General features: G+C 44.3%; 22 protein-coding genes. 14 read left to right on the forward strand and 8 right to left on the reverse strand.

Annotated features, from left to right (window positions below):
* Positions 1-45 precede the first annotated feature (45 nt).
* From AACT23_RS02255 to AACT23_RS02280, 6 genes are all read left to right on the forward strand, one after another.
* Complete coding sequence (locus AACT23_RS02255) at positions 46-1,017, forward strand: tripartite tricarboxylate transporter substrate binding protein (RefSeq protein ID WP_094125328.1); 972 nt, start codon at positions 46-48, stop codon at positions 1,015-1,017.
* 202 nt (positions 1,018-1,219) lie between these two features.
* Positions 1,220-1,717 carry a tripartite tricarboxylate transporter TctB family protein gene (locus AACT23_RS02260; protein ID WP_010318351.1) on the forward strand — a complete coding sequence of 166 codons (498 nt, stop codon included), beginning with the start codon at positions 1,220-1,222 and terminating at the stop codon, positions 1,715-1,717.
* Positions 1,718-1,726: 9 nt separating this feature from the next.
* Entirely contained in the window at positions 1,727-3,253 is a 1,527-nt protein-coding gene (locus AACT23_RS02265) for a tripartite tricarboxylate transporter permease (RefSeq protein WP_017046152.1), read from the forward strand.
* 140 nt (positions 3,254-3,393) lie between these two features.
* Positions 3,394-4,095, forward strand: coding sequence for a response regulator (locus tag AACT23_RS02270; RefSeq protein ID WP_013856957.1), 702 nt, complete (start codon positions 3,394-3,396; stop codon positions 4,093-4,095).
* Positions 4,096-4,122: 27 nt separating this feature from the next.
* Positions 4,123-5,424, forward strand: coding sequence for an ATP-binding protein (locus AACT23_RS02275; RefSeq protein ID WP_088728827.1), 1,302 nt, complete (start codon positions 4,123-4,125; stop codon positions 5,422-5,424).
* A 145-nt stretch (positions 5,425-5,569) separates the two neighbouring features.
* On the forward strand, positions 5,570-5,938 hold the full coding sequence (locus AACT23_RS02280; RefSeq protein ID WP_094126995.1) for a diacylglycerol kinase: 369 nt from the start codon (positions 5,570-5,572) through the stop codon (positions 5,936-5,938).
* A gap of 104 nt (positions 5,939-6,042) precedes the next feature.
* Here AACT23_RS02280 and AACT23_RS02285 read toward each other — a convergent pair whose 3' ends face one another.
* Positions 6,043-7,134 carry an alkene reductase gene (locus AACT23_RS02285; RefSeq protein ID WP_198300489.1) on the reverse strand — a complete coding sequence of 364 codons (1,092 nt, stop codon included), beginning with the start codon at positions 7,132-7,134 and terminating at the stop codon, positions 6,043-6,045.
* Positions 7,135-7,257: 123 nt separating this feature from the next.
* On the opposite strand from AACT23_RS02285, the gene AACT23_RS02290 reads away from it, so the two are divergent.
* Positions 7,258-8,190, forward strand: coding sequence for a LysR family transcriptional regulator (locus AACT23_RS02290; protein WP_094126997.1), 933 nt, complete (start codon positions 7,258-7,260; stop codon positions 8,188-8,190).
* A 93-nt stretch (positions 8,191-8,283) separates the two neighbouring features.
* On the opposite strand, the gene mglC is transcribed toward AACT23_RS02290, so the two are convergent.
* The 3 genes from mglC to mglB all read right to left on the reverse strand — a co-directional run bounded on the left by mglC (position 8,284) and on the right by mglB (position 11,922).
* A complete protein-coding gene (gene mglC / locus AACT23_RS02295) occupies positions 8,284-9,291 on the reverse strand; it encodes a galactose/methyl galactoside ABC transporter permease MglC (RefSeq protein ID WP_013856962.1) in 1,008 nt (335 codons plus the stop codon).
* 10 nt (positions 9,292-9,301) lie between these two features.
* The gene (mglA, locus tag AACT23_RS02300; RefSeq protein ID WP_017046157.1) at positions 9,302-10,810 is read right to left on the reverse strand and encodes a galactose/methyl galactoside ABC transporter ATP-binding protein MglA; all 1,509 of its coding nucleotides are present in this window, start codon (positions 10,808-10,810) and stop codon (positions 9,302-9,304) included.
* A 137-nt stretch (positions 10,811-10,947) separates the two neighbouring features.
* Positions 10,948-11,922 carry a galactose/glucose ABC transporter substrate-binding protein MglB gene (gene mglB, locus AACT23_RS02305; RefSeq protein ID WP_026027227.1) on the reverse strand — a complete coding sequence of 325 codons (975 nt, stop codon included), beginning with the start codon at positions 11,920-11,922 and terminating at the stop codon, positions 10,948-10,950.
* Between the two features lie 551 nt (positions 11,923-12,473).
* Between mglB and AACT23_RS02310 the strand changes: the two genes are divergently transcribed.
* The gene (locus AACT23_RS02310) at positions 12,474-12,959 is read left to right on the forward strand and encodes a NifB/NifX family molybdenum-iron cluster-binding protein (RefSeq protein ID WP_255211866.1); all 486 of its coding nucleotides are present in this window, start codon (positions 12,474-12,476) and stop codon (positions 12,957-12,959) included.
* A complete protein-coding gene (gene nqrM, locus AACT23_RS02315; RefSeq protein ID WP_013856966.1) occupies positions 12,959-13,162 on the forward strand; it encodes a (Na+)-NQR maturation NqrM in 204 nt (67 codons plus the stop codon). Before AACT23_RS02310 ends, nqrM begins: the two co-directional genes overlap by 1 nt.
* Here nqrM and AACT23_RS02320 read toward each other — a convergent pair.
* Entirely contained in the window at positions 13,159-13,437 is a 279-nt protein-coding gene (locus tag AACT23_RS02320; protein ID WP_141138076.1) for a DUF134 domain-containing protein, read from the reverse strand. The two genes, nqrM and AACT23_RS02320, sit on opposite strands and share 4 nt — an antisense overlap.
* Before the next feature lie 39 nt (positions 13,438-13,476).
* Here AACT23_RS02320 and AACT23_RS02325 point away from each other — a divergent pair, with 39 nt between their 5' ends.
* The 3 genes from AACT23_RS02325 to AACT23_RS02335 all read left to right on the forward strand — a co-directional run bounded on the left by AACT23_RS02325 (position 13,477) and on the right by AACT23_RS02335 (position 15,086).
* Positions 13,477-13,884, forward strand: coding sequence for a PaaI family thioesterase (locus AACT23_RS02325; protein WP_094127001.1), 408 nt, complete (start codon positions 13,477-13,479; stop codon positions 13,882-13,884).
* Between the two features lie 104 nt (positions 13,885-13,988).
* Positions 13,989-14,285, forward strand: coding sequence for a PTS fructose transporter subunit IIB (locus AACT23_RS02330; RefSeq protein ID WP_047689178.1), 297 nt, complete (start codon positions 13,989-13,991; stop codon positions 14,283-14,285).
* A 6-nt stretch (positions 14,286-14,291) separates the two neighbouring features.
* Positions 14,292-15,086: a PTS sugar transporter subunit IIA gene (locus tag AACT23_RS02335; protein WP_088728822.1), complete on the forward strand. Its 795-nt coding sequence runs from the start codon at positions 14,292-14,294 to the stop codon at positions 15,084-15,086.
* 2 nt (positions 15,087-15,088) lie between these two features.
* Here the strand turns inward: AACT23_RS02335 and AACT23_RS02340 are convergent, their stop codons facing one another.
* The gene (locus AACT23_RS02340; RefSeq protein ID WP_176428613.1) at positions 15,089-15,991 is read right to left on the reverse strand and encodes a helix-turn-helix transcriptional regulator; all 903 of its coding nucleotides are present in this window, start codon (positions 15,989-15,991) and stop codon (positions 15,089-15,091) included.
* A 327-nt stretch (positions 15,992-16,318) separates the two neighbouring features.
* Between AACT23_RS02340 and AACT23_RS02345 the strand changes: the two genes are divergently transcribed.
* On the forward strand, positions 16,319-18,217 hold the full coding sequence (locus tag AACT23_RS02345; RefSeq protein WP_094127003.1) for a PTS fructose transporter subunit IIABC: 1,899 nt from the start codon (positions 16,319-16,321) through the stop codon (positions 18,215-18,217).
* Between the two features lie 153 nt (positions 18,218-18,370).
* Complete coding sequence (gene manA, locus AACT23_RS02350) at positions 18,371-19,567, forward strand: mannose-6-phosphate isomerase, class I (protein ID WP_339373559.1); 1,197 nt, start codon at positions 18,371-18,373, stop codon at positions 19,565-19,567.
* Between the two features lie 94 nt (positions 19,568-19,661).
* On the opposite strand, the gene AACT23_RS02355 is transcribed toward manA, so the two are convergent.
* Both AACT23_RS02355 and AACT23_RS02360 read right to left on the reverse strand, forming a co-directional pair.
* The gene (locus tag AACT23_RS02355; RefSeq protein WP_017042466.1) at positions 19,662-19,838 is read right to left on the reverse strand and encodes a hypothetical protein; all 177 of its coding nucleotides are present in this window, start codon (positions 19,836-19,838) and stop codon (positions 19,662-19,664) included.
* Between the two features lie 125 nt (positions 19,839-19,963).
* The gene (locus tag AACT23_RS02360) at positions 19,964-21,610 is read right to left on the reverse strand and encodes a methyl-accepting chemotaxis protein (RefSeq protein WP_094127007.1); all 1,647 of its coding nucleotides are present in this window, start codon (positions 21,608-21,610) and stop codon (positions 19,964-19,966) included.
* Positions 21,611-21,863: the final 253 nt, after the last annotated feature.

Genomic DNA, 21,863 nt, shown 5'->3' on the forward strand with positions numbered 1-21,863 from the left:
CTCCAAGGTAAAGATGAAGATGCGCCCTACATAAGGAACGTGAATATGTTTAAGCAGTTCAAACCAACCCTCACTGCATCCATACTGGCTGCAACCTTTTCTGTTAGCAGCTTCGCCGCTGATATTGAGAAACTTCACATTTTAGTACCCGGTGGCGCGGGGGGGGGTTGGGACATGACGGCTCGTGGTACAGGTGATGTACTGATGAAAACCGACATTGTCGGCAATGTGTCTTACCAAAACTTATCCGGTGGCGGTGGTGGTAAAGCGATTGCACACTTAATTGAAACCGCAGACCGCCAAGAAGATACCTTGATGGTCAACTCTACACCGATTGTTGTTCGTTCTTTATCCGGTGTTTTTCCACAATCCTTCCGCGATTTAACACCGATTGCCGCCACCGTTTCTGATTATGGCGCTATCGTTGCTGCAGGCGATTCAAAATACAAAACGTGGGAAGATGCGGTTGCCGATTTCAAAGACAACCCGCGGAAAGTGAAAGTCGCTGGCGGTTCTGCTCGTGGCAGTATGGATCACTTAGTCGCCGCAGCCGCTTTCAAAGGGCAAGGGTTGGATCCAAAAGAAGTTCGCTACATCGCCTATGACGCGGGTGGCAAAGCCATGGCGGCACTGCTTTCTGGTGAAACACAACTGCTTTCAACAGGCTTAGGTGAAGTGCTTGAAATGTCCAAGTCTGGCCAAGTGAAAATTTTGGCGATCACCGCCCCTAAACGTTTGGAATCTGCCCCGAATATTCCAACATTAACTGACTATGGCAACCCAACAGTCTTTGCTAACTGGCGCGGCTTCTTCGCAGCCCCTGGGATCAGCCAAGAGAAGATTGATCAGTGGAACGCAGCATTAGCGAAAATGTACACCACCGATGAATGGAAAATCGTCCGCGACCGTAATGGTTGGATCGATAACTATCAAGCGGATAAAGAGTTTTACGCCTTCTTAGAAGCCCAAGAGAAAGAGATGGGTGATCTGATGCGTGAGCTCGGTTTCCTGAAGTAAGGTCGCTAAGGGGACAGTTCCTTGCCTTGTCCCCGCTAGCAACACTTTTGCCGTGTGCAGTTATGCTCAATACTCTTTTGTTTATCAAGCAAAGATGGATAGGAAAACCTCCATACACCTATCCCTTTGCCCTTAGTTAATCAATTCATTAACTCGCTGCTACACGGCTCTTTTCTCCCCTATTTTTACCATGGAGTTGGATATGTCGGATCTGCCAACCAAATTTTTCAGCAAAGAATATTTACTGTGCCGCGATCGCGTTGGCGCGTTGATCTTCCTTGTTCTTAGCCTTTGCTACGGCTATCAAACGACTCAAATACCGATGTTTCCCGGTGATGAATATGAACCGTTTAACGCCCAAACCTTGCCGACTCTGCTGACTTACGCTGGAATTGGCCTCTCTTTGTTGATGCTGGTGTTAGGGCAGCCCGATAAACAAAGCGGCGCGGTATTGCACTTCAACTGGAAATTGTTGATTGGTTTTTTAGTGTTGATGGCGCTGTACGGACTTGGTCTAACCTATTTAGGCTTCGTACTGGCCACCAGTTTCTTTCTACTCGCTGGCTTTTATATTTTGGGTGAAAGACGCAAATCAGTGTTATTTGGTGCTTCTTTTCCCTTTGTCATCGCGTTTTATCTGCTGCTTACTCAAGGTTTGGACATCTACCTTGAGCCCGGCGTTATTTTCACACTCTGGTAGGAACTGATTATGTTAGATGGAATTTTACAAGGGCTTTCTACCGCCATGATGCCAATGAACATCTTCATGGTGATTGTGGGCTGTTTCGTCGGTACTTTTATCGGCATGTTACCCGGGCTTGGCCCGATTTCGGCCATCGCGTTGATGATACCGATCACCTATGGCCTTGAACCATCTTCAGGTTTGATTTTAATGGCCGGCGTTTATTACGGCGCTATTTTTGGCGGCTCCACTTCCTCCATTTTGATTAATGCTCCCGGATGCTCGGCAACCGTGGTCACCGCGTTTGACGGCTACCCCATGGCGCAAAAAGGCCAAGCTGGTAAAGCGTTAGCCATCGCCGCTTACGCCTCTTTTACAGGCGGAACCTTGTCAGCGATTATGCTCTTGGTCGCAGCGCCTGCACTGGCCAGCGTGTCACTGAGTTTTCAATCCTCTGACTATTTTGCGTTGATGCTACTCGGTCTATCGGCGGTCGCCGCCTTTGCTGGAAAAGGACAAGTCCTTAAAGCATGGATGATGGTTGTTCTTGGCTTGATGCTCTCTACCGTTGGTATTGATAAAGGCGTAGGCGTTGAACGTTTTACCTTTGGCTTAACTGATTTAATGGACGGTTTTAGCTTCCTCTTGCTGGCGATGGCGACATTCGCTTTAGGCGAGACATTAATGGGTATTTTAAAACCAGAAAACGACACGCGTACAGATGAACAGAATAAAATCAGCAACTTGGGCAGTATGAAAATCACTAAAGCAGAATTTAAAGAAGCGGCTCCCGTTTCAATTCGTGCTTCCATTTTAGGTTTTTTCACCGGCGTGTTGCCCGGCGCTGGCGCAACCATCGCCGCATTTTTGAGTTATGGTATGGAGCGCAGCTTAGCGCCCAAAGATAAAAAAGAAGAGTTCGGTAAAGGGTCTTTGCGTGGGCTTGTTGCACCAGAGTCAGCCAATAACGCCGCCTCTAGCGGATCTTTTGTTCCGCTGTTGACACTCGGCATTCCCGGCTCTGGCACCACAGCGATCATGCTTGGAGCCCTGCTCTCTTACGGCATTCAACCTGGCCCTCGTTTATTTGTTGATCACCCTGATGTCTTTTGGTCTGTCATCATCTCAATGTATCTCGGTAATATTGTACTTATCATCCTTAACTTACCGCTTATTCCTTATATTTCAAGGCTATTGGCGGTACCGAGAACCGTATTGCTGCCGATGATTTTGTTCTTCTCAATCACCGGTGTTTATTTGGTTTCGTTTAACACTATGGATGTTTACGTAATGTTGATCGTCGCGATGGGGGCGATTGCTCTACGGTTAGCCAACTTCCCGCTGGCACCACTGCTGCTTGGCTTTATTTTGGGTGGATTAATGGAAGAGAACCTTCGCCGCGCGTTGATGATCAGCGATGGGGAGTTAAGCTTCTTATGGGAACGTCCGATCACTTTCGTGTTTACCGTGCTTGCAGTTGTGATGTTGACTAGCCCACTTGTGGTGATGCTGGCGAACAAACTTCGCTCTTCACCGACCAAAGCCGTTGAATAACAAGAGATTGTATCAATAGAAACTCATCCAACCATACAAAGACCTAGCGAAAATGCTGGGTCTTTGCTTTACTATGCACTTCAAATTTTTCCAATGTCAGCGATTGTCATGTCGTTCATCGTACCTATCTAGGAGCCTCCATGACGGATAGACACTCTTTAATCATCGTTGAAGATGATCTAAAACTCAGAGAAATGTTAACAGAATACTTTGAAAGTCAAGATATTAGCGTCATTGCCCTTGCTGAAGGTGCCAAAGCGAGCGCGGTCATTTTAGAGCAACAACCAGATATCGTGTTACTGGATTTAATGCTACCCGGTGAAGATGGGCTGACAATTTGTAGACAGATCCGTCCTATGTACAACGGTAAGATATTGATGCTGACCGCCAGTGATGACGATTTTGATCACGTTGCAGCACTGGAAATTGGTGCCGATGATTTTGTGACAAAGCCGATTAAACCACGCGTCTTGCTTGCAAGAATGCGTATGCTACTGCGCAGAGTCGACAACGAGCCAATTCAAACCGCGAAAACCGTGCTTGAATTTGGGGCCTTGTCTCTCAATCAATCTCGACATCTGTGTGAAATGAATGGTGAGGCCGTAGCGATGACCGACAGCGAATTCGACTTGCTGTGGCTACTGGCATCAACACCAGATCAAGTCCTATCACGGGATGTATTAACCAAAGCGTTACGCGGGATTGAATACGATGGGCTTGATAGAACCGTCGATAACAAGATTGTCATTTTGCGTAAAAAACTCGGTGATGATTCTTCCACACCGAAACGCATTATTACGGTCCGAGGGAAAGGATACCTTTTTGTACCAGACACGTGGTAATGACCACGTATTTTAGAAGAAACCTGTATGCGTCGTATCTACGTTGAATCTTTTGTTGGTTTATTGCTCTTTTTTTTAGCGACACTCATTACCATTGAACTGGTCGTTTACCAGCTTGGTACTGACTACGATTACGTACTTGAAGATTATCAAGCTGAAGCATTTCATGACTTGGTCACTCGTATTTATCAGCATGAAGGTGAAGCCAACACCTTAAATGTACTAAAAGAATATGCCGATAAAACACGACAACTGATAGAGACGCATACTGAAAAGACCTTACCCTCGGATGTGCGAGCGTTTTTCTTTACCACCGCCCCCAATGCCTACACCTACTACGATGATGATCGTTTTTTATGGTTGCGCCTTACGTCCACCTCACCAATTTACAGCTTTAAACCCGATGAAGAATCACCACTGAGGCAAGCCATTTTCTTCGCAGATAATCTCTCACTTTTGCTGCTTGTCGTCGGCTTTGCACTGTACTGTGTGTTGCTGATCTGGTTCATCAGTCGGCGAGTGCGTGAATTGGAAAAAGTGACCTTAGCCTTTGCCGCTGGTGATCTGACCGCTCGCGCCTCCATCAAAAGCGGCGATAAAGTCGGCTCTTTAAACAAAAGCTTTAACTACATGGCGAGCAAAATTTCCGCTTTGGTGCTCAGCAATAAAGCGCTGAGTAATGCCGTAGCTCATGAGTTACGCACCCCTATCTTTCGGATCCAATGGCAAGCAGAAATGTTGGCCGATGAATCTCTGACACCAAAACAAGCGGCGAAAGTCGCCAGTATCATCGAAGATACCGAAGAGATGGAAACGATGGTCGATGAACTTCTTTACTACGCGAAAGTTGAAAGGCCAGAAAACGAACTCAATATGCAGACAATTCAGCTCAATTACTGGCTAGAACCGATACTAGATAAATGGCGCAGCAACAGCATAGTCGAGATCCAGTTGCTACCATTAGCACAAGTCGCCACTTTACAGGTCGATCCATACCTTCTCAAAAGAGCTCTGGATAATTTATTAGGTAATGCTCAGAAATACGCCAAAAGCAAAATAGCCGTTGAAACCTCCGTGATCAACGCAGGTCAAGCAGTGCAAATTGATATCCATGATGATGGAGAAGGGATTGACCCGCAGCACTGGCCATTCATTTTTGATGCTTTTTACAGCGCGGATCTCTCACGTGGAGCGCGACAATCAGGCTTCGGATTAGGCTTGGCCATCGTCAAACAGATCGTTTTACGCCACAACGGCCAAGTATCGGTGGCTAAAAGTGTGTTCGGAGGCGCTTGCTTTACTCTTGTACTACCCGTGGTGGGCGTTTAATATCGGGCCACTTAAGAGAATCAGTGAACTGACGTCATTGATTCTCTTTTTTAACATGAAGGTGCGGGGCGAAGGCTATTTTGCGTCTACACGTAATTCACTCATGCCCATTGTCATAGTTATTCATTATTAGGTTGTTCATTTTATGAAACCAGGTCGTACGGGTATAAAGCGTCTGTTTTATGCCACAGGTTATTCAATACAAGGGCTGAAAGCCGCGTGGCTAAACAAAGCCGCTATTCGACAAGAAACTGTCACTTCAATTTTGTTGATTACCATTACTTTCTTTTTGCCTGTCACTAAAATTGAGCAAATCATGATGATTGGTTGCTTAGTCTTAGTTGTGATTGTGGAGTTGATGAATTCCGCCGTAGAAGCCGTGGTTGACCGCGTCGGTAGCGAATGGCACGAACTCAGTGGCCGCGCCAAAGACATCGGTTCAGCTGCCGTACTGATCGCGTTGATATTTTCAGCATTCACATGGATGTTTATTCTGTGGCCTTATTACTTTTAGCGTATCATTTTGGTGCGCGTTAATGGCTCATTGCTTTATAACGGCCAACCAGTTGTAAAAAAGCCAGCAGAATCATAGAACAAACGACTGCTGGCTATGTCGATTTAGGAATGGTTTGGATAATCTGTATATCCCTTAGTACCTCCACCAAATAAGCAACTTGGATCAAATGCCGATAATGTACGGTTCATTTTCAAACGCTCGACTAAGTCTGGATTCGCAATAAAGGGACGCCCAAATGCGACTAAGTCAGCGTAGCCATTTTCCAAGATTTGGTTTGCTCGCTCAACGTCATATCGGCCTGCAACAATAATGGTATTGGTGAACAGCTCACGTAAATGTCGGCGAAAATCTTCAGGGATTTGTGGAGCATCATCCCAATCAGCTTCTGACAAATGCAGATACGCAATACCGAGTTTCTGTAATTGCTCCGCCGCTTGTAAAATCGTTGGGACGATATCTGGGCAGTTCATATCTTTAAATGTGATGTAAGGCGCCAAGCGAACTCCAACTTTGTCAGCGCCAACCTTATCAATGATTGCACTCACAACTTCCATAAGAAAACGTAAGCGGTTTTCTCTGCTGCCACCATATTGATCAGTGCGATGATTCGAATTGGTTCGCAAAAACTGATCAATCAAATAGCCATTACCACCATGAATTTCGACGCCATCAAAGCCAGCCGCAATCGCATTGTGTGCAGCATTAGCAAAATCGCGTACCACTTGGTTAATCTCTTGCAATGTCATTGCTCTTGGTTCAACGCATTCCATCATCTCACCGGCACTCCCCGGCTGTGCAATCCAGACTTTGGTATCGACTGGAGCAATAGCTGAAGGAGCCATCGGCTTTTGACCTTGTTGAAAAACAGGATGCGATACTCGCCCTACATGCCATAGCTGATTCACTATTTTTCCTCCGCGATCATGCACGGCTTGAGTGACCTGCTGCCAACCCACTATTTGTTCTGGCGTGTATATGCCAGGAGTAAATGAGTATCCTTGGCTATCGTCTGATATTTGTGTTGCTTCAGTAATAATCAGACCAGCACTCGCTCGCTGAGCATAATATTGCGCCATGATGTCGTTGGGAACATTACCCGGTTGACTTGTCCGAGCACGCGTCATCGGGGCCATTACCAGCCGGTTATTCAAAGAAAGTGGACCGATTTGTATCGGGGAAAATAAGCTACTCATCATTCAATCGCTCTGTATTGGGTTGTTATCCATAGGCTATAACAAAAGAATCACTAAATAATCTAGCTATAATTAAAAAGAGTATTTAGGATTACTTAACAATAACTGCGATATAGAATCTTAATGAACAAATTATTGAACATGGAGGTCTTTGTTGCCATTGTTGAGCAACAAGGGTTGGCGGCCGCCGCAAAAGCCATCAATATGTCCGCCGCTTCAGTCACACTAAAACTGCAAGAGCTTGAACGCCACTATGGCGTGAAATTGCTGCAAAGAACCACACGTAAAATTGCATTGACGGAAGCCGGCGAACGTTTCTATCCATTATGTTTACAAACCTTAGCCAACATCACTGAAGTCGAGTCTTCGCTATTCGCCGAGAAAACACACTTGGAAGGCAATATAAAAATTTCAGCACCCAAAGATCTCGGGCGACAACATTTGCTGCCACTGCTCGACTCCTTCTTAGCAAGACATCCTAAAATTGTGCCTCAGATTACCTTTAGTGACAGTGTGTTAGGGATATATGAAACAAAACTTGATTTGGTATTGCGTTACGGCACACTCAAAGATAGTCAATTGGTTTCCAGAAAATTAGCAACAAGTCGCCGCGTTCTTTGTGCCTCACCCGCATATTTAGCGTGTCATGGTCAACCGACGCACCCAGAGGATCTCAAACAGCATGCTTGCTTGGGTATGCTACGCAAAAGTGAATCATTAACGCGTTGGTCTTTTCTTAAAGGAGATGTCGTTCAAGATATTCTGATCAAACCATCACGTTTGTCTAATGATGGCGAAGTGATTCGTCAGTGGGCACTCGAAGGCGCAGGTATTGCACTCAAATCACAACTCGATATTCAACCCGACCTCAATGCTGGGAAACTCGTTCTTCTCTTGGAAGATTATCGGCAAAGTTTTAGTTCACACGATTTGGCCACAGGATCGGACTTGCATCTGCTCTATCCCAATCGTGATCACCAACCGTCACGTATCAAAATATTGATCGAGGAGATTGTGCGCTATTTTGAAAAACGTACGCTTCCTAATGAGAAATAGTAAAAGAGCGCCGATAAAAGCGCTCTTTGTTTATTTTATTTCGACAATTTTCGGCGATTAAATGTCGAAAATTGTATTTTTGCTCTTAGGCGGTTATTTCTTATTCGCGTACTTCATTGAGTCCAACGCGACAGCGAAAATAATAATGCCGCCTTTAATGATGTACTGCCAGTAAGGGCTCACGCCAATGTAGGTCATACCATAGTTGATCACAGTGAAGATAAGCACACCCGTGACCACACCCGCAATACTTCCGACACCGCCAGCAAATGACACGCCACCCACAACACAGGCTGCAATCGCATCCAACTCGTACAGGAAGCCAAGGTTATTGGTCGCACTGCCGATACGGCCAGCTTCCAACATACCGCCAAACGCATAGAACACACCCGATAAAGCATACACTTTCAGTAGCGTCAGTGGCACATTAACACCAGAAACTTTTGCGGCTTCTGGGTTACCGCCGACCGCGAAAATGTTCTTACCAAAAACGGTCTTATTCCACAAAATCCATGTAAAGATAATCGCGATAATGGCGTAGAAGGTTATGTACGAAAACCTAAAATCCCCGAATCGAATAAAACCTTGAGTGAATGAAGAGAAACGCTCATCAAAACCTGCAATTGGAGATGCACCCACCGAATCGTAGTAGAGAGAGTTAATCCCGTAGACGATGATCATGGTGCCTAATGTGGCGATAAACGGCGTTACTTTTAAATAAGCAACAATCACACCGTTCACTAAGCCGATGATCGCGCCGATCGCGCACACACAAAGAATCACAGCCACAATCGGCACGTCACCAATGCTGGGGAATACTTTGTTGACGTTATCAATTGATTGTAAAAGTGTTGCCGAAATTACAGCGGCTAAACCCACTTGACGTCCAGCAGAAAGGTCGGTTCCTTGCGTTACAATCAGCCCCGCCACACCCAATGCAATAATAACGCGCACTGAAGATTGCGTTAATATATTACTAAAGTTGCGTAAACTTAAAAATGATGGCTCCTGAATAATAATAATTGCCAGAAGAATAAATAGAACCGCATAGATCGCACCTTCCTTTAGGTGCTTCATTGCAAATGTTTTAACTGAATCCATAATAATTTCCCTAGAGGTAACGAGAGGCCAGCTCTAATATTTCATTCTGTGAAGTGTCTTTAGTATTAACGATTCCCGCAGCTCGGCCATTACTCATCACCAATATTCTATCGGTAATGCCTAACAACTCTGGCATTTCGGAAGAGATAATAATAATCCCTTTATTCTTTTTCGCTAATTCCAATATCAATTGATAAATTTCAAACTTTGCTCCGACATCAATACCCCGAGTCGGCTCATCAAGCATTAATATTTCTGGCTGAGTTAACAACCAACGGCCAATAATGACTTTCTGCTGATTACCACCAGACAAAGAACCGATTGATGTTTCATGAGAAGGTGTTTTTACACTCATGGAGTCGATTACCCACTGTGTATCACTCCTCATTTTTTTATTACTCAGTAAACCTAATTTGGTTTTGTATTCATCCACATTGGCAACCAAAGAGTTAAAGGTAATATCTAAATTACTGTAAATGCCGGTTGAACGACGCTCTTCTGTCACCAACGCAAAACCACTATTGATCGCTTCATGTGCATCACGGTTTTTCATCTCTCGACCATGTAAGATAATGTGGCCGTTACTACGCTCACGAACCCCAAAAATGGTTTCCACAATATCAGTGCGTCTTGAACCGACGAGCCCAGCCACACCTAAGATTTCACCTTCTCTGAGATCAAACGAAATATCCTGAATAGAGGGTTGGTTCAGTGCTGTTAAATTTTTGATTTCGAGGATAATTTCTTTTGGCACATTGGTCTTTGTGGGAAAGCGCTGTGTTAATTCACGGCCAACCATCATCGAAATGATTTTGTCCATATCGAGCCCTTTCAACGGCCTCGTATCAACCCATTGCCCATCACGCAAGATGGTTATCTCATCACAAATAGTAAATATTTCTTCCATTTTGTGAGAGATGTACACCACGCCACAGCCTTTTTCTTTCAACTTGTTAATGATAGTAAAAAGATGCGATACCTCTTTTTCAGTCAAAGAGGACGTGGGTTCATCCATGATCACAATGCGCGCGTTATAAGAAAACGCTTTCGCTATTTCGACCATCTGCCTTTGTGATACCGATAATTTAGCCACTTTAATTTTCGGGTCTATATCAATATCGAGTTCATCAAAGATCTCTTTGGTATCGCGATACATTTTATCGTGATCGACAAAGAGTCCTTTCTTTGGGTAACGCCCTAGCCAAATATTATCCATTACAGAACATTGTAATACTTGGTTAAGCTCTTGGTGGACCATGGAAACACCCGCTTCCAAAGCTTGCTTAGACGATTGAAAATTCACATGTTCGCCTAAAAATATAATATCACCTTCGTTTTTATCATAAATTCCAAAAAGGCATTTTAATAGCGTCGACTTACCTGCACCATTCTCTCCCATTAACGCATGAATAGAGTGTGGTCGAACTTTCAAATTAACTTTATCTAATGCCTTAACCCCGGGAAACTCTTTACTCACTCCTGTCATTTCTAACAGAAATTCATGCTCTTGATTTACCATGGCATCACTTATTTATTCTTTGATTAATACCATTCAATATTAAATAAAATTTAATCAGCAATTATTTATTATTGATTGTATAAACACCCTATAAGTTAGGGAGTAAAGGGGGAATGACTTCCCCCTTGAACTTTAGGTTACTCGAGTGTCGATTTATCCACACCAACATAAGGAACACGAACAATCTTATTGGCCATTTCCCATTGAGTGCCTTCGGTTGCAGCTTTGCCGTTGGCTAAATTACGTGCAAGTTCAAATGTCGCTTTCGCTTGTGAATCTGCATCATTAAGCACAGTGCCTGCCATGTCGCCAGATTTAACTAATGCTAATGCTTCTGCTAACGCATCAACACCGAATACTGGTACTTTCGCACCCGCACCACGTAACGCTTCAATCGCACCCATCGCCATACCATCATTATTGGCAATCACGACTTCGATTTTGCTACCGTTGGGGCCAGATAACCAAGCATCCATTTTATCTTTCGCCATGGCGGTATCCCACATACCTGTATCCATGTGTAGCTCTTCTGTTTTGATGCCATTTTCGTTAATGGTTTTCACAGAATAAGAAGTACGAGCTTCCGCATCTGGGTGACCTGGTTCGCCTTTCAGCATTACATACTGCAGTACACCGTCACCGTTTTTATCCCAAGCAGGATTGGCTTTCCAGTGTTGCGCAATGAGATCGCCTTGGATGATGCCCGACTCTTTTGAATCTGTACCCACATAATAGGCTTTGTCATATGAAGCGAGCGCTTTAGCACTCGGTTCTTTGTTGTAAAAAACGATAGGAACATCATCCATTTTCGCTTTTTGAATAATACTTGGTGCAGCTGCAGGGTCGACAAGGTTGATCGCCAGTGCTTTCACGCCACGAGCCAACATGACATCCACTTGGTCATTTTGCATTGATTGGCTGTTTTGTGAGTCATTCATCAAAACCTTGGTGTTGCCGTCATTATTTGCCTGTTTTTCAATCGCTTGGCGAACAACTGACATAAAGTTATCATCGTACTTATAAACGGTCACACCGATCGTTGTGTCAGCCATGACTTGAGTGCCGAAACTCATACCAGCCGCAAGCATGGCTAAAGTAGTTAACTTTCTCATTGAACAAGTCCTATTTGTTAGTGTTGTTATTACGTTGTGTAGGGGGAGAAACGTTAACTCTGAGAAACAGCAGTGAAAACGTTTACCTTTCAAAGTATAGTAGTAAAACAAACAATTAATGTGAACCAGTTAAAATTTCAGTTTTGAAATCGCATTTTCATGCAGTTTCTTGTGAATAGTTTGATAACTATTGCAAAACTAAGTAATCATACGTAACGCAATGTAACATCGAGACCTATTTCTCTTTTTAAAAGTGCGATCCACCACGAAAGAGATCATACCTCTCAAAACACCAAGTGTTAACGTTTACACTTACGAGTTTCCAATATGCAATAGATTTAATTTTCATTTGACCGCTCACAAAGTGTAGGTGAGGCTTGTTACATACGCCTGCAATTTATTCGCGTATTTTTACGCCATATCGGGTCTCGATTTACCAAACAGCACCACGACTTTTAATTAATGAACTCTTAAATTGTCATTTTTATTATTGGCATATGCCAATAATAGGGTGTATTTTAAATACAAGAACCCGATAAACTTTAGGAGCCATGATGATTTATGCCATCCCTTGTGATCAAAACTCGCCTTTTAATCACTTTGCCAAAGCGCCTCAATTGATGATTGTGGACGATACCGCCGCCACTAGCCAGCGTATTGACGTTACGAAAACCGAGGGCAGTTGTGGCCACAAAAAACAGCTACTTGCACTGCTAAGAGAGAATAGAGTGGACGCTGTTATCGTCCGCAATATCGGACAAAATATGTTAGCAGCAATTTTAGAAAAGAAGATTGAGGTATATTACGCACCAAGAGGCAGCCAATTAACATCACTTCATCCAAACCATCTTCTGCCCGTCACCGACGTCTCTTTTGGCAAGCCTTCAGCCAATAAATCGAAGAAACGTTGTGCTAGTCAATGTGGATCGAAGAAAGTGGATAAACATAACAAACTGGCACCCAGAATGCTGTCACCAACTACCATAGAAGCGTTGAAGAAAGTGCTGAAAGTAAAAGCGATTGTCGAGGGAAAATAATGACTTATGTTATAACCTTTGCGTTTTTTATTGGCATTATTGTCTTGATGGCGATCGGTGTTTTGTTTCGCCGCCGCTCGCTGCAAGGCAGTTGTGGTGGGTTAGCAAATATCGATATTGAAAGAGAATGTAACTGCGTAGACGTTTGTGATGAGCATCAGAAGGTGTTGTATCAAATTCAAGAACCTGATCACGAGCGTTAGCGCTCAACCAACATCAACGCATGACCTTCCACCAAGCAAGTCGCGACTTTCGCTCTTGCTTGGTTAACGATATTACCAAAGGTTTGTCGCGATATGCCCATCTGCGTAGCCGCTTGTAATTGGCTAAGCCCCTCTTTATCAGCCAAACGCAACGCTTCAAGTTCTTCTAGCAGTAAATCTACTGTGTTCAATTCAGATAATTTGACACCGTTGGGTTTGAAGCATGCATACGCCACTTGACCACAAACACGACGAATTTTTTTGGGTCTTGCCATTTTCTTCTCCTAATCATTTAAAAACAGTTTGGTGAACTTATGAACATTCAGCCTCCCCTACAACATTGCCACTGCGCGGTGTGTTGTGCCCCGTTCTTTTCTGAAACGCACACACTGCAATTTAACCAAACAGAAACGGGGAGAGTATGCGCACAGATTGTAGCAACAGAAAAGATGCAAGGCTATCGAGGGGTCATGCAGGGTGGACTTATCAGCACCTTACATGATGCGGCCATGACACATTGTCTGTTTGCACAGTGCATTTATGCGATGACAGCAGAGCTAAACGTACGTTATCTGCACCCTATTCCACTGAATGTACCGTTGCAAGTCGAAGCGCATCTTATCAAACAAAAACGTCACATTTACTATCTGTGCAGCACCATTTTTTATGATGGGCTTCCCTATTCTACGGCCAGTGCAAAGTTTATGTGCAAAGCCGAGTAGCTTGAGTGCTACAGTCATTAGGGTGCTGGCTTAGCGTAAACTTCGGTTGAGTCACGCTTTCATCCTCCTTATACTCACTCATCATTTCTTTATTATCTTTCGTTATGAAAATTATCGCAGTAACTGCTTGTCCAACAGGCATCGCGCACACCTATATGGCCGCAGACGCACTCAAAAAAGAAGCGAATAAGCGTAATGTCTCAATTAAAGTCGAAACCCAAGGCGCAATGGGTGTCGAGAACCCACTGACAGTGGCAGATATTGTCAACGCGGATCTGATCCTCATCGCTTCAGATATCGACATTGAACAGCGTGAACGTTTTGTTGGTTGCAAAACGGTTCAGGTGTCCATTGAAGAAGTGTTGACGAACGTGCAATCTGTTTTAGATCGTTATTTGTAACCGCCGATGATCACAACGCGCATCACCTTTGTTTTAAAAGCAGGCGGTCTGGTCAGCTGGCAATTAAATGAATTGAAAGATCTCAACCGCCATTTTCGCTCGGTGGTGGTGCTGTTTAACATCACGCGTGACAACAAGGCAATGCTCAACCATACACTGCAAGTGTTAAGCCTTGGTTCAAACCCGGGAGATGTATGCCAAATTGCCATTGAAGGGCTCGACGCCGAGTTGGCCTGCATGGTGATGACAGAGTATTTACGCGAGCACACACTGCTTATTTCAACATCACACAAACAAAATGCCAAAGCGGAATTGGCGTTTGCCACCCACTCTGCTTTTCAACTGCCCTTTTCGCTACAGTGGCATTACGCCACATTAGGCCCTGAGCTTAGCAAATCAGAGGCACTCGACACGATTGCTAAGCAGATCATGCCCACGTATTGTCATGATATTTTGCATGCGCTGGAAAAAAGAGAAGCCATCTCCCCGACCATTATTGGCCGTGGAATAGCGCTCCCCCATGTCATTCACGCACGAGTTGCCCAGCCAACACTGGCGGTTCACTGGTTAGCAAACCCGCTATCATGGTCAGAAAAATCCGGCGATGTGTCGCTGATCATCACCTTATTACTGCCGACATCAGCGCCGCGAACCGTGATTAAACCGGTCACGCAGTTAACTCGTTGGTTGCTGGAAGAGGAACATCGTCAATGGCTACTTACGGCAAAAAGAGAAGAAACCCTTAAAGCCATTTTGCTGCACGTGATGGCTAAGCCGGACGACCCAATACAAAATGAATAGCTTTATTGCGACAGAGTTCGATATTCAGATGGAGTCATACCCGCTTTGCTTTTAAATACGCGGAAAAAATAATTCACATCTTGAAATCCACAGCGCGTGGCCACTTCGGCTAAACGAAAGGTGTATTTCTTCAACATAAATTTTGCCCGTTCAATTCTTACCCAAGTGATGTAATCAGCAAGAGTCATGTGTCCTTGTTGGCGAAACATGCGCGATAAATGGTTGGCAGAGATATTAAACCGCTGTGCGATGCTGTCACGGCAAATATTGCGATGAAAATTTTCTTGGATATAAATGCAGATACCTTGATATAAATCTTCACTGCGCTTTTTAGGAGAAGCGGTCGGTTGATCGAGCATTGTGGCGCTGTAACTCAACAGAGCCAGCAACAAATGTTCGTCCATTGGACTTTTCTGAGGCTCACGTGCTAATGCATTTAGCCCTTCGAGCATGTGATCAATCGCGTGCCCAGTACGCGTTGGGATACTGTGTTTCTGAACATCATAAAAACCACTCTCGCCTTTGTGTTTACTGACCAAACTAAACCCCATTTGACGACGGCCAAATAGCAAACTCAAGACCGAACAGCTCTCTTGCCAATCAGGTTTATTCCAGCAGTTCGGAGGTATATAAAGCGCATCACCAGATAAGATGTTGACCTTACTGATACCGTGTTCAATCTCTTCGATTTCGTTGCTATACACGCCGCTTAAAACCAATTCTAGACGAGGAAAATTGACTTGGTAACTGAACGCTGGCGGCGTTATTTTGTCCCCAGCAAACCATATTCGATTAAAACTTTCTCGCTCCGAGAGCAGCACTTCAATCACATTTTTAAATACTGGGATCACAAAATTCACCCTATACCCATCAATAAACGAGGCAACTATAATCCAACACCTCATGAATCACCAATCATTACGCATTCGATAACTCCGATCGAAAAAGCAAAATAATCAATTTATCCAATTGAATTAAAATAAAAAATTAATCATAAATTAAAATTATCACCCTAAAACCAAAATAAGAGCCTGATCACGTTTGCAGCCACAGGTTACAATAATCCAGTAAATGCCAGTTTCGTACACTACCACTGTTCACCCGAGGCGCTCACAATATCTCCAACAAAAAGCGCGGTGCGCAATAACAATATCCCCAAACAGTTTGAAGTTTCAGCCAACATGGCTCAGCTCTAAGTGCGAAGGGGATAAAAACCATATAGGGGACGAAACATGATCACTCAACTTATTAATGAGAACTTGATCCGGCTTGATTTGAAAGCAACATCAAAAGATGGCGTTTTCTCAGAGCTGGTCGATGTACTGTTAGAACAAGGACGCATCAGCGATAAATCGCAGTTTTTAGCCGATATCTATGCTCGTGAAGAGCTTGGTAACACTGGATTTGAAGATGGTGTCGCGCTGCCTCATGCCAAAAGTTCCGCCGTTATCTCGCCTGCAGTTGTGATAGGCATCAGCAAAAGTGGTATCGAATATGGCGCGGAAGATGGCTTGCCTTCTAAATTATTTTTCATGATAGCCTCACCTGATGGTGGTTCAAATCATCATATTGAAGTGCTGGCAGAGCTCTCTTCCAAGCTGATTGAAGAAGGGTTCATTGAACGTTTCTTAGACGCAAAAACAGAGCAAGCAGCGCTAGATTTGTTGCTACAAAAAACCGAAAAAGCAACCGATGTTGAAGCCAATAAAGGCTTTTTGATTGGCGTAACGGGCTGCCCAGCCGGTGTTGCACACACTTATCTTGCCGCTGAAGCGCTGGAAAAAGGGGCCGCCGCGATGGGTTATCAAATTAAAGTCGAAACCAACGGTTCGATTGGGGTGAAAAATAGCCCAACGGATGAAGAGATAGCCAAAGCTGATGCGATCATCGTGGCTTGCGACAAGCAAGTTGACATGGTGCGCTTTGCGGGTAAAAAACTGATTGAAACTGGCGTTAAAGCGCCGATTCGTGATGCAAAAGGGTTGATTGAAAAAGCCCTCAGCGCACCAAAATATCAAGCCGATGCCAGTACCAAGACTTTAGATGGGAAAGGCAAAGCGGCGCAAGCTCGCTCCGATTTATACCGCTATTTGATGAATGGTGTATCGCATATGATCCCATTCGTTGTTACTGGCGGTTTGTTGATTGCTTTAGCACTCGCTATTGGCGGCGAGCCAACCGAAGCTGGTATGGCCATTCCTGACGGCAGTATGTGGAACCAAGTGCTGAACGTCGGTGTGGTTGCTTTTACGTTGATGATCCCCATTCTTGCAGGTTACATCGCGTATGCGATCGCCGATCGCCCCGCTCTGACTCCTGGCTTAATTGGTGGTTGGATCGCTAACAACGGGTCATTCTACGGCGCAGATGCCGGTACAGGTTTTATCGGTGCCATTATTGCAGGCCTTTTAGTCGGTTATTTCATCAAATGGTTAACAAGCATCCATTTTCACAAGTTTATTCAACCACTTGTGCCAATCATGATTGCACCCATCGCAGGCTCACTCTTTATCTCTGGGCTCTTTATTTTTGTTATCGGCGCGCCGATTGCAAGCTTGATGGATGGCTTAACCGCACTACTTACGAGCATGAGCTCAGGTAACGTGATACTGCTCGGTATTGTGCTCGGCGGCATGGCTGGCTTTGATATGGGTGGCCCATTTAACAAAGTGGCATTCCTCTTCTCTGTTGGTATGATTGCCAGCGGTCAAACTCAATTTATGGGTGCAATGGCGTGTGCCATTCCAGTCGCGCCACTCGGTATGGCTTTAGCGACCGTTCTGGGCCGTAAACTGAACTTGTTTGAAGCCTCTGAAATTGAAGCAGGGAAAGCTTCCGGTGCAATGGGCTTGGTTGGTATCTCTGAAGGGGCGATTCCATTTGCCGCGCAAGATCCGATGTCAGTCATTCCAGCAAACATCTTGGGGTCGATGGTTGCAGCGGTTATGGCGTTCACTTTTGGCATTACAAACAGTGTTGCCCACGGCGGTCCTGTAGTAGCATTGCTCGGTGCCATGAATAAGCCTTTGCTAGCTTTGCTTTGCATGGCAACCGGTGCTGTAGTGACAGGTGTTGTTTGTATCACTCTGAAAAAAATGCGCCAAGCGAAATTACAACAAGCAACGGCTTAATGATCAAGCACTCTCCCCCGAGAGTGCTTGATGTTCATCAACGCTGAGCTTCTGACTTTATGTTGTACTCCCGCTTTAACTCGGGAGTTTTTTATTTCGCTTACTCTATGTACTGCTGCTTTGTTTTTATTTTGATTTTTTGTGAGATGTACTATGACCAATAACAAACAACCTTTCTTTTTGATGGACAATGTCATCCAAAACTATGCGTGGGGAAGCACGACTTCGATTCAGCACTTGTTTGATATTGCTAACCCAAACAACGCTCCACAAGCAGAAATTTGGATGGGAGCACACCCAAATGGATGCTCACAAATTCATGTGAATGGAGAACCTGTTTCGTTGCTTGAGATGATCAACCAAGATAAAACAGCGTTTCTTTCTGCTGCTACTGCAACAACCTTTGGTGAGTTACCTTATCTTTTCAAAGTACTTGCCGCAGCGAACGCCCTTTCGATTCAAGTTCACCCAAGTAAGCAAGAAGCGGAAATTGGCTTTGAGAAAGAAAACCAAGCGGGGATCCCACTCAATGCAGGACATCGCAACTATAAAGATCCTAACCACAAGCCGGAATTGGTTTACGCCCTTACCCTTTATCAAGCGATGAATGGGTTTCGCCCAATCACAGAGATTGTTGAACAATTTCAAACGCTGAATATCAATGCGATTTCAACCCTGGTCGATGCTTTTGCACACAACCCAACATCACAAGGTTTAAAAACCTTTTTTAGTGCATTGCTATCATTAACTGGCGAGCAAAAAGAACATGCGGTGAATGCATTATTGGCGTATGCCCATCATCATTCAGATGATGATCTTTTTGAGCTCATTTTAGAGCTGGCACAACAGTACCCCGGTGATATCGGTCTATTTTCTCCATTAATGCTCAATGTACTCACTTTAGCTCCGGGTGAGGCCATGTTTTTAGACGCCAGAACGCCACACGCCTACTTGAAAGGTACCGGGCTTGAAATCATGGCCAATTCAGACAACGTGTTGCGCGCTGGCCTAACACCCAAACACATGGATATTGAAGAGCTCGCATCATGCACGCTATTTGAAGAAAAACCCGCTTCAAGCCTGTTATTGAAACCAATCGAAGAAAATGGAGCATTATTGTTCCCTGTCCCAGTCCGCGATTTTAAGTTTGCGATTTACCTCAATGCCGCGCAAGTTAACGTGAAAATCAACAGTGCCGAAATTATCTTTGCCATTGATGCTGATGCGACCTTAACCCATGACAATGGTGAGTCTCTAACCGTGAAAAAAGGTCACTCAATCTTCATCCCCGCATACGCTGAACATTATCAACTGTCATCACTTGGACGTGTCGCACGCGCGTATAATTAACAGCCGACGTGATAAACAAAAAAGCCAGCATCTGTTCTGCTGGCTTTTTATTTGGGATTATTACGAAAATTTGCGCTAATCAATTTGTGGGCAGTTAGATATTCTGCGACTGCTTCCAAACCGCCAGTTCAACCCACATTTGTTCGAGTTGTTGCAACTCTTCTTCTGTGAGCAGTGCTAAGGTCGTTTGAGATTCAGATGTCGGACCGTCTTTGAGAGAGCGAATCTGCGCATAAAAATCCTTCTTTAATTGCGATATCACAGGGTCCACAACCGATTCCTATAAAAATACTAAAATTCTCAAAAATAATACCATTTTTCATAGACATGTCTTATGTCGTGTTAAGTTATGGAATAGTTATCACATTTCTAATATCTAAGCCTAAAGTATCAAAATTACAATTTAAAATTGTTCACTAGACTATCGAGTTGCTTAGAAACTTTTTTCAAATGTTCGCTACTGACAGTGAGCTCCTCAGCTACTGTTGTTGTTTCCATGGTGAGATGATTAATATCTTCAACGGTGCGGTTGATTTCACTGACCACACTTGATTGCTCTTCCGTTGCCGTCGCCACTTGAATGTTCTGATCACTAATATTCTCTATATAAAAGCGGATCTGTTTTAGCGAGCTATTGGCATTTTCAGCTTGTTCAACCACCAACAAACTCTGCTCTCGGCCTTGGGACATTGCCCCAACCGCCCGTTTCGATTCTTCCTGTAAGTTATTAATGACTCTTTGAATTTCTTCGGTTGATGCAGCAGAACGGCTTGCTAAATTTCGCACCTCATCGGCAACGACCGCAAAACCTCGACCTTGCTCTCCCGCTCGCGCCGCCTCAATCGCTGCGTTCAATGCAAGTAAGTTCGTTTGCTCGGAAATGCTACGAATAGTCTCAAGTATCGAGCTGATGTTAACCACTTGACCAGCTAAAGAGCCTACGACTTGTGCAGCTTGCTCTAATTCAGTGATCAAATCTGCAATTTGCACTTGTGCTTTCTCTACTACAGTGGTGCCATTTTCCGCCTGATGAGTGGCCTGTTTCGCAACGTCGGCAGCTTGAGCTGCGTTGTTTGCAATTTCGCCTACCGTTGCGCCTAACTCATGAATGGCAGTGGCCACTTGAACTGTTCTATCACGTTGCGAAGTGCAGTTGTTTTTGGTTAATAGTGCCCGAGCTGAAACTTGGTTAGCCGTATTCGCTAATTCATAAGAACTCGAAGCCACTTGCTTGATCGCTACATGTACTTTCTCAATGAAGTCGTTAAAACTGTCGCTAATTTTCGATAACTCATCTTGGCCACCTAAATCAATGCGAGCATCTAGCGCCATGTTTTCAGCTGCCAAAGCAATCGATTTTTGTAGGCTGGCCACTCGCGTTTTTAGGCCGATAACAATAAAGAATGAAGTGACAAACGAAATTAGCACGCCAATACCAATAATGATAAACATGTGATTTTGCCCTTGGGCATAACTCTTTTGGCTATTGACGTTCTGCTGTTTGGCCTGCTCTAGTAGCGAATCGAGGATCACATTGGCTTTTTTACGCAGTTCACCATAGGTAACCGCATATTGATCTCGGTATATGTTGCGCGCCGTATCTAGATCGCCCTTTTCAAATGCCGCCAACATAGGATTAAGTTGAGTACTGACCATTTTTTCAAAGTCAGTCAACAGCTGCTGAACTTGTCTACGCTGTTCTGGATCCACTTGTGACTGAACTGCGTGCTCGACAGACTGCCTCATTTCAGGGATATCTTCGTCACGTGTCTCTTTCACGCGTGTGAGGACACCCTTTTTATCTCTTAACGACGTCTCTTGAAGTAACATCATATCGATACCAACCCGCATACGGGGAATTCGAGAGGCAACTTCAGCCATTGAACGCATTGGCGCGGCCGTATTGAGATAGAGCTGTTCTGCCTGTCGTTGAATCGTCGACATGCTATTGAAGCTCGCCATTCCAACAATAATCAACGCAACGCAAGGTAATAACACCGCAAAAATTAATCGCGATTGTAAGGTAAACCGATTAGCAAACATCTTTTATATCCTTTTTAGTTGTAGCGCCATTATGTTATGGGGACAGATCTTAACCAATGAATGGTTTCTTATTTATTAAAAAGTTATCTTTTCTAGAACGTTTAAAATTAAATTAATGACTTTTATGACGTTAACTCAATAGCTAAGTATAGGCAATTTTAGGTTGAATGAGAGATGTGGAGTCAGCCGTATTTGTGGCACAGATGATCTTTTCAAAAAGACCACCACGATTTCAACGCTGAATGGAAATCCT

The sequence above is a fragment of the Vibrio sp. V09_P4A23P171 genome (genome assembly GCF_963875615.1).
Taxonomy (GTDB): Bacteria; Pseudomonadota; Gammaproteobacteria; order Enterobacterales; family Vibrionaceae; genus Vibrio; species Vibrio anguillarum.

Coding starts and splice junctions, on each gene's coding strand:
- AACT23_RS02325 (WP_094127001.1), top strand. CDS start 13,477: ATGAACATTCAGCCTCCCCTACAACATTGCCACTGCGCGGTGTGTTGT.
- AACT23_RS02265 (WP_017046152.1), top strand. CDS start 1,727: ATGTTAGATGGAATTTTACAAGGGCTTTCTACCGCCATGATGCCAATG.
- AACT23_RS02280 (WP_094126995.1), top strand. CDS start 5,570: ATGAAACCAGGTCGTACGGGTATAAAGCGTCTGTTTTATGCCACAGGT.
- AACT23_RS02255 (WP_094125328.1), top strand. CDS start 46: ATGTTTAAGCAGTTCAAACCAACCCTCACTGCATCCATACTGGCTGCA.
- AACT23_RS02335 (WP_088728822.1), top strand. CDS start 14,292: ATGATCACAACGCGCATCACCTTTGTTTTAAAAGCAGGCGGTCTGGTC.
- mglC (WP_013856962.1), bottom strand. CDS start 9,291: ATGGATTCAGTTAAAACATTTGCAATGAAGCACCTAAAGGAAGGTGCG.
- AACT23_RS02345 (WP_094127003.1), top strand. CDS start 16,319: ATGATCACTCAACTTATTAATGAGAACTTGATCCGGCTTGATTTGAAA.
- mglA (WP_017046157.1), bottom strand. CDS start 10,810: ATGGTAAATCAAGAGCATGAATTTCTGTTAGAAATGACAGGAGTGAGT.
- manA (WP_339373559.1), top strand. CDS start 18,371: ATGACCAATAACAAACAACCTTTCTTTTTGATGGACAATGTCATCCAA.
- AACT23_RS02340 (WP_176428613.1), bottom strand. CDS start 15,991: ATGAGGTGTTGGATTATAGTTGCCTCGTTTATTGATGGGTATAGGGTG.
- nqrM (WP_013856966.1), top strand. CDS start 12,959: ATGACTTATGTTATAACCTTTGCGTTTTTTATTGGCATTATTGTCTTG.
- AACT23_RS02360 (WP_094127007.1), bottom strand. CDS start 21,610: ATGTTTGCTAATCGGTTTACCTTACAATCGCGATTAATTTTTGCGGTG.
- AACT23_RS02275 (WP_088728827.1), top strand. CDS start 4,123: ATGCGTCGTATCTACGTTGAATCTTTTGTTGGTTTATTGCTCTTTTTT.
- AACT23_RS02330 (WP_047689178.1), top strand. CDS start 13,989: ATGAAAATTATCGCAGTAACTGCTTGTCCAACAGGCATCGCGCACACC.
- AACT23_RS02310 (WP_255211866.1), top strand. CDS start 12,474: ATGATGATTTATGCCATCCCTTGTGATCAAAACTCGCCTTTTAATCAC.
- AACT23_RS02270 (WP_013856957.1), top strand. CDS start 3,394: ATGACGGATAGACACTCTTTAATCATCGTTGAAGATGATCTAAAACTC.
- mglB (WP_026027227.1), bottom strand. CDS start 11,922: ATGAGAAAGTTAACTACTTTAGCCATGCTTGCGGCTGGTATGAGTTTC.
- AACT23_RS02260 (WP_010318351.1), top strand. CDS start 1,220: ATGTCGGATCTGCCAACCAAATTTTTCAGCAAAGAATATTTACTGTGC.
- AACT23_RS02320 (WP_141138076.1), bottom strand. CDS start 13,437: ATGGCAAGACCCAAAAAAATTCGTCGTGTTTGTGGTCAAGTGGCGTAT.
- AACT23_RS02285 (WP_198300489.1), bottom strand. CDS start 7,134: ATGAGTAGCTTATTTTCCCCGATACAAATCGGTCCACTTTCTTTGAAT.
- AACT23_RS02290 (WP_094126997.1), top strand. CDS start 7,258: ATGAACAAATTATTGAACATGGAGGTCTTTGTTGCCATTGTTGAGCAA.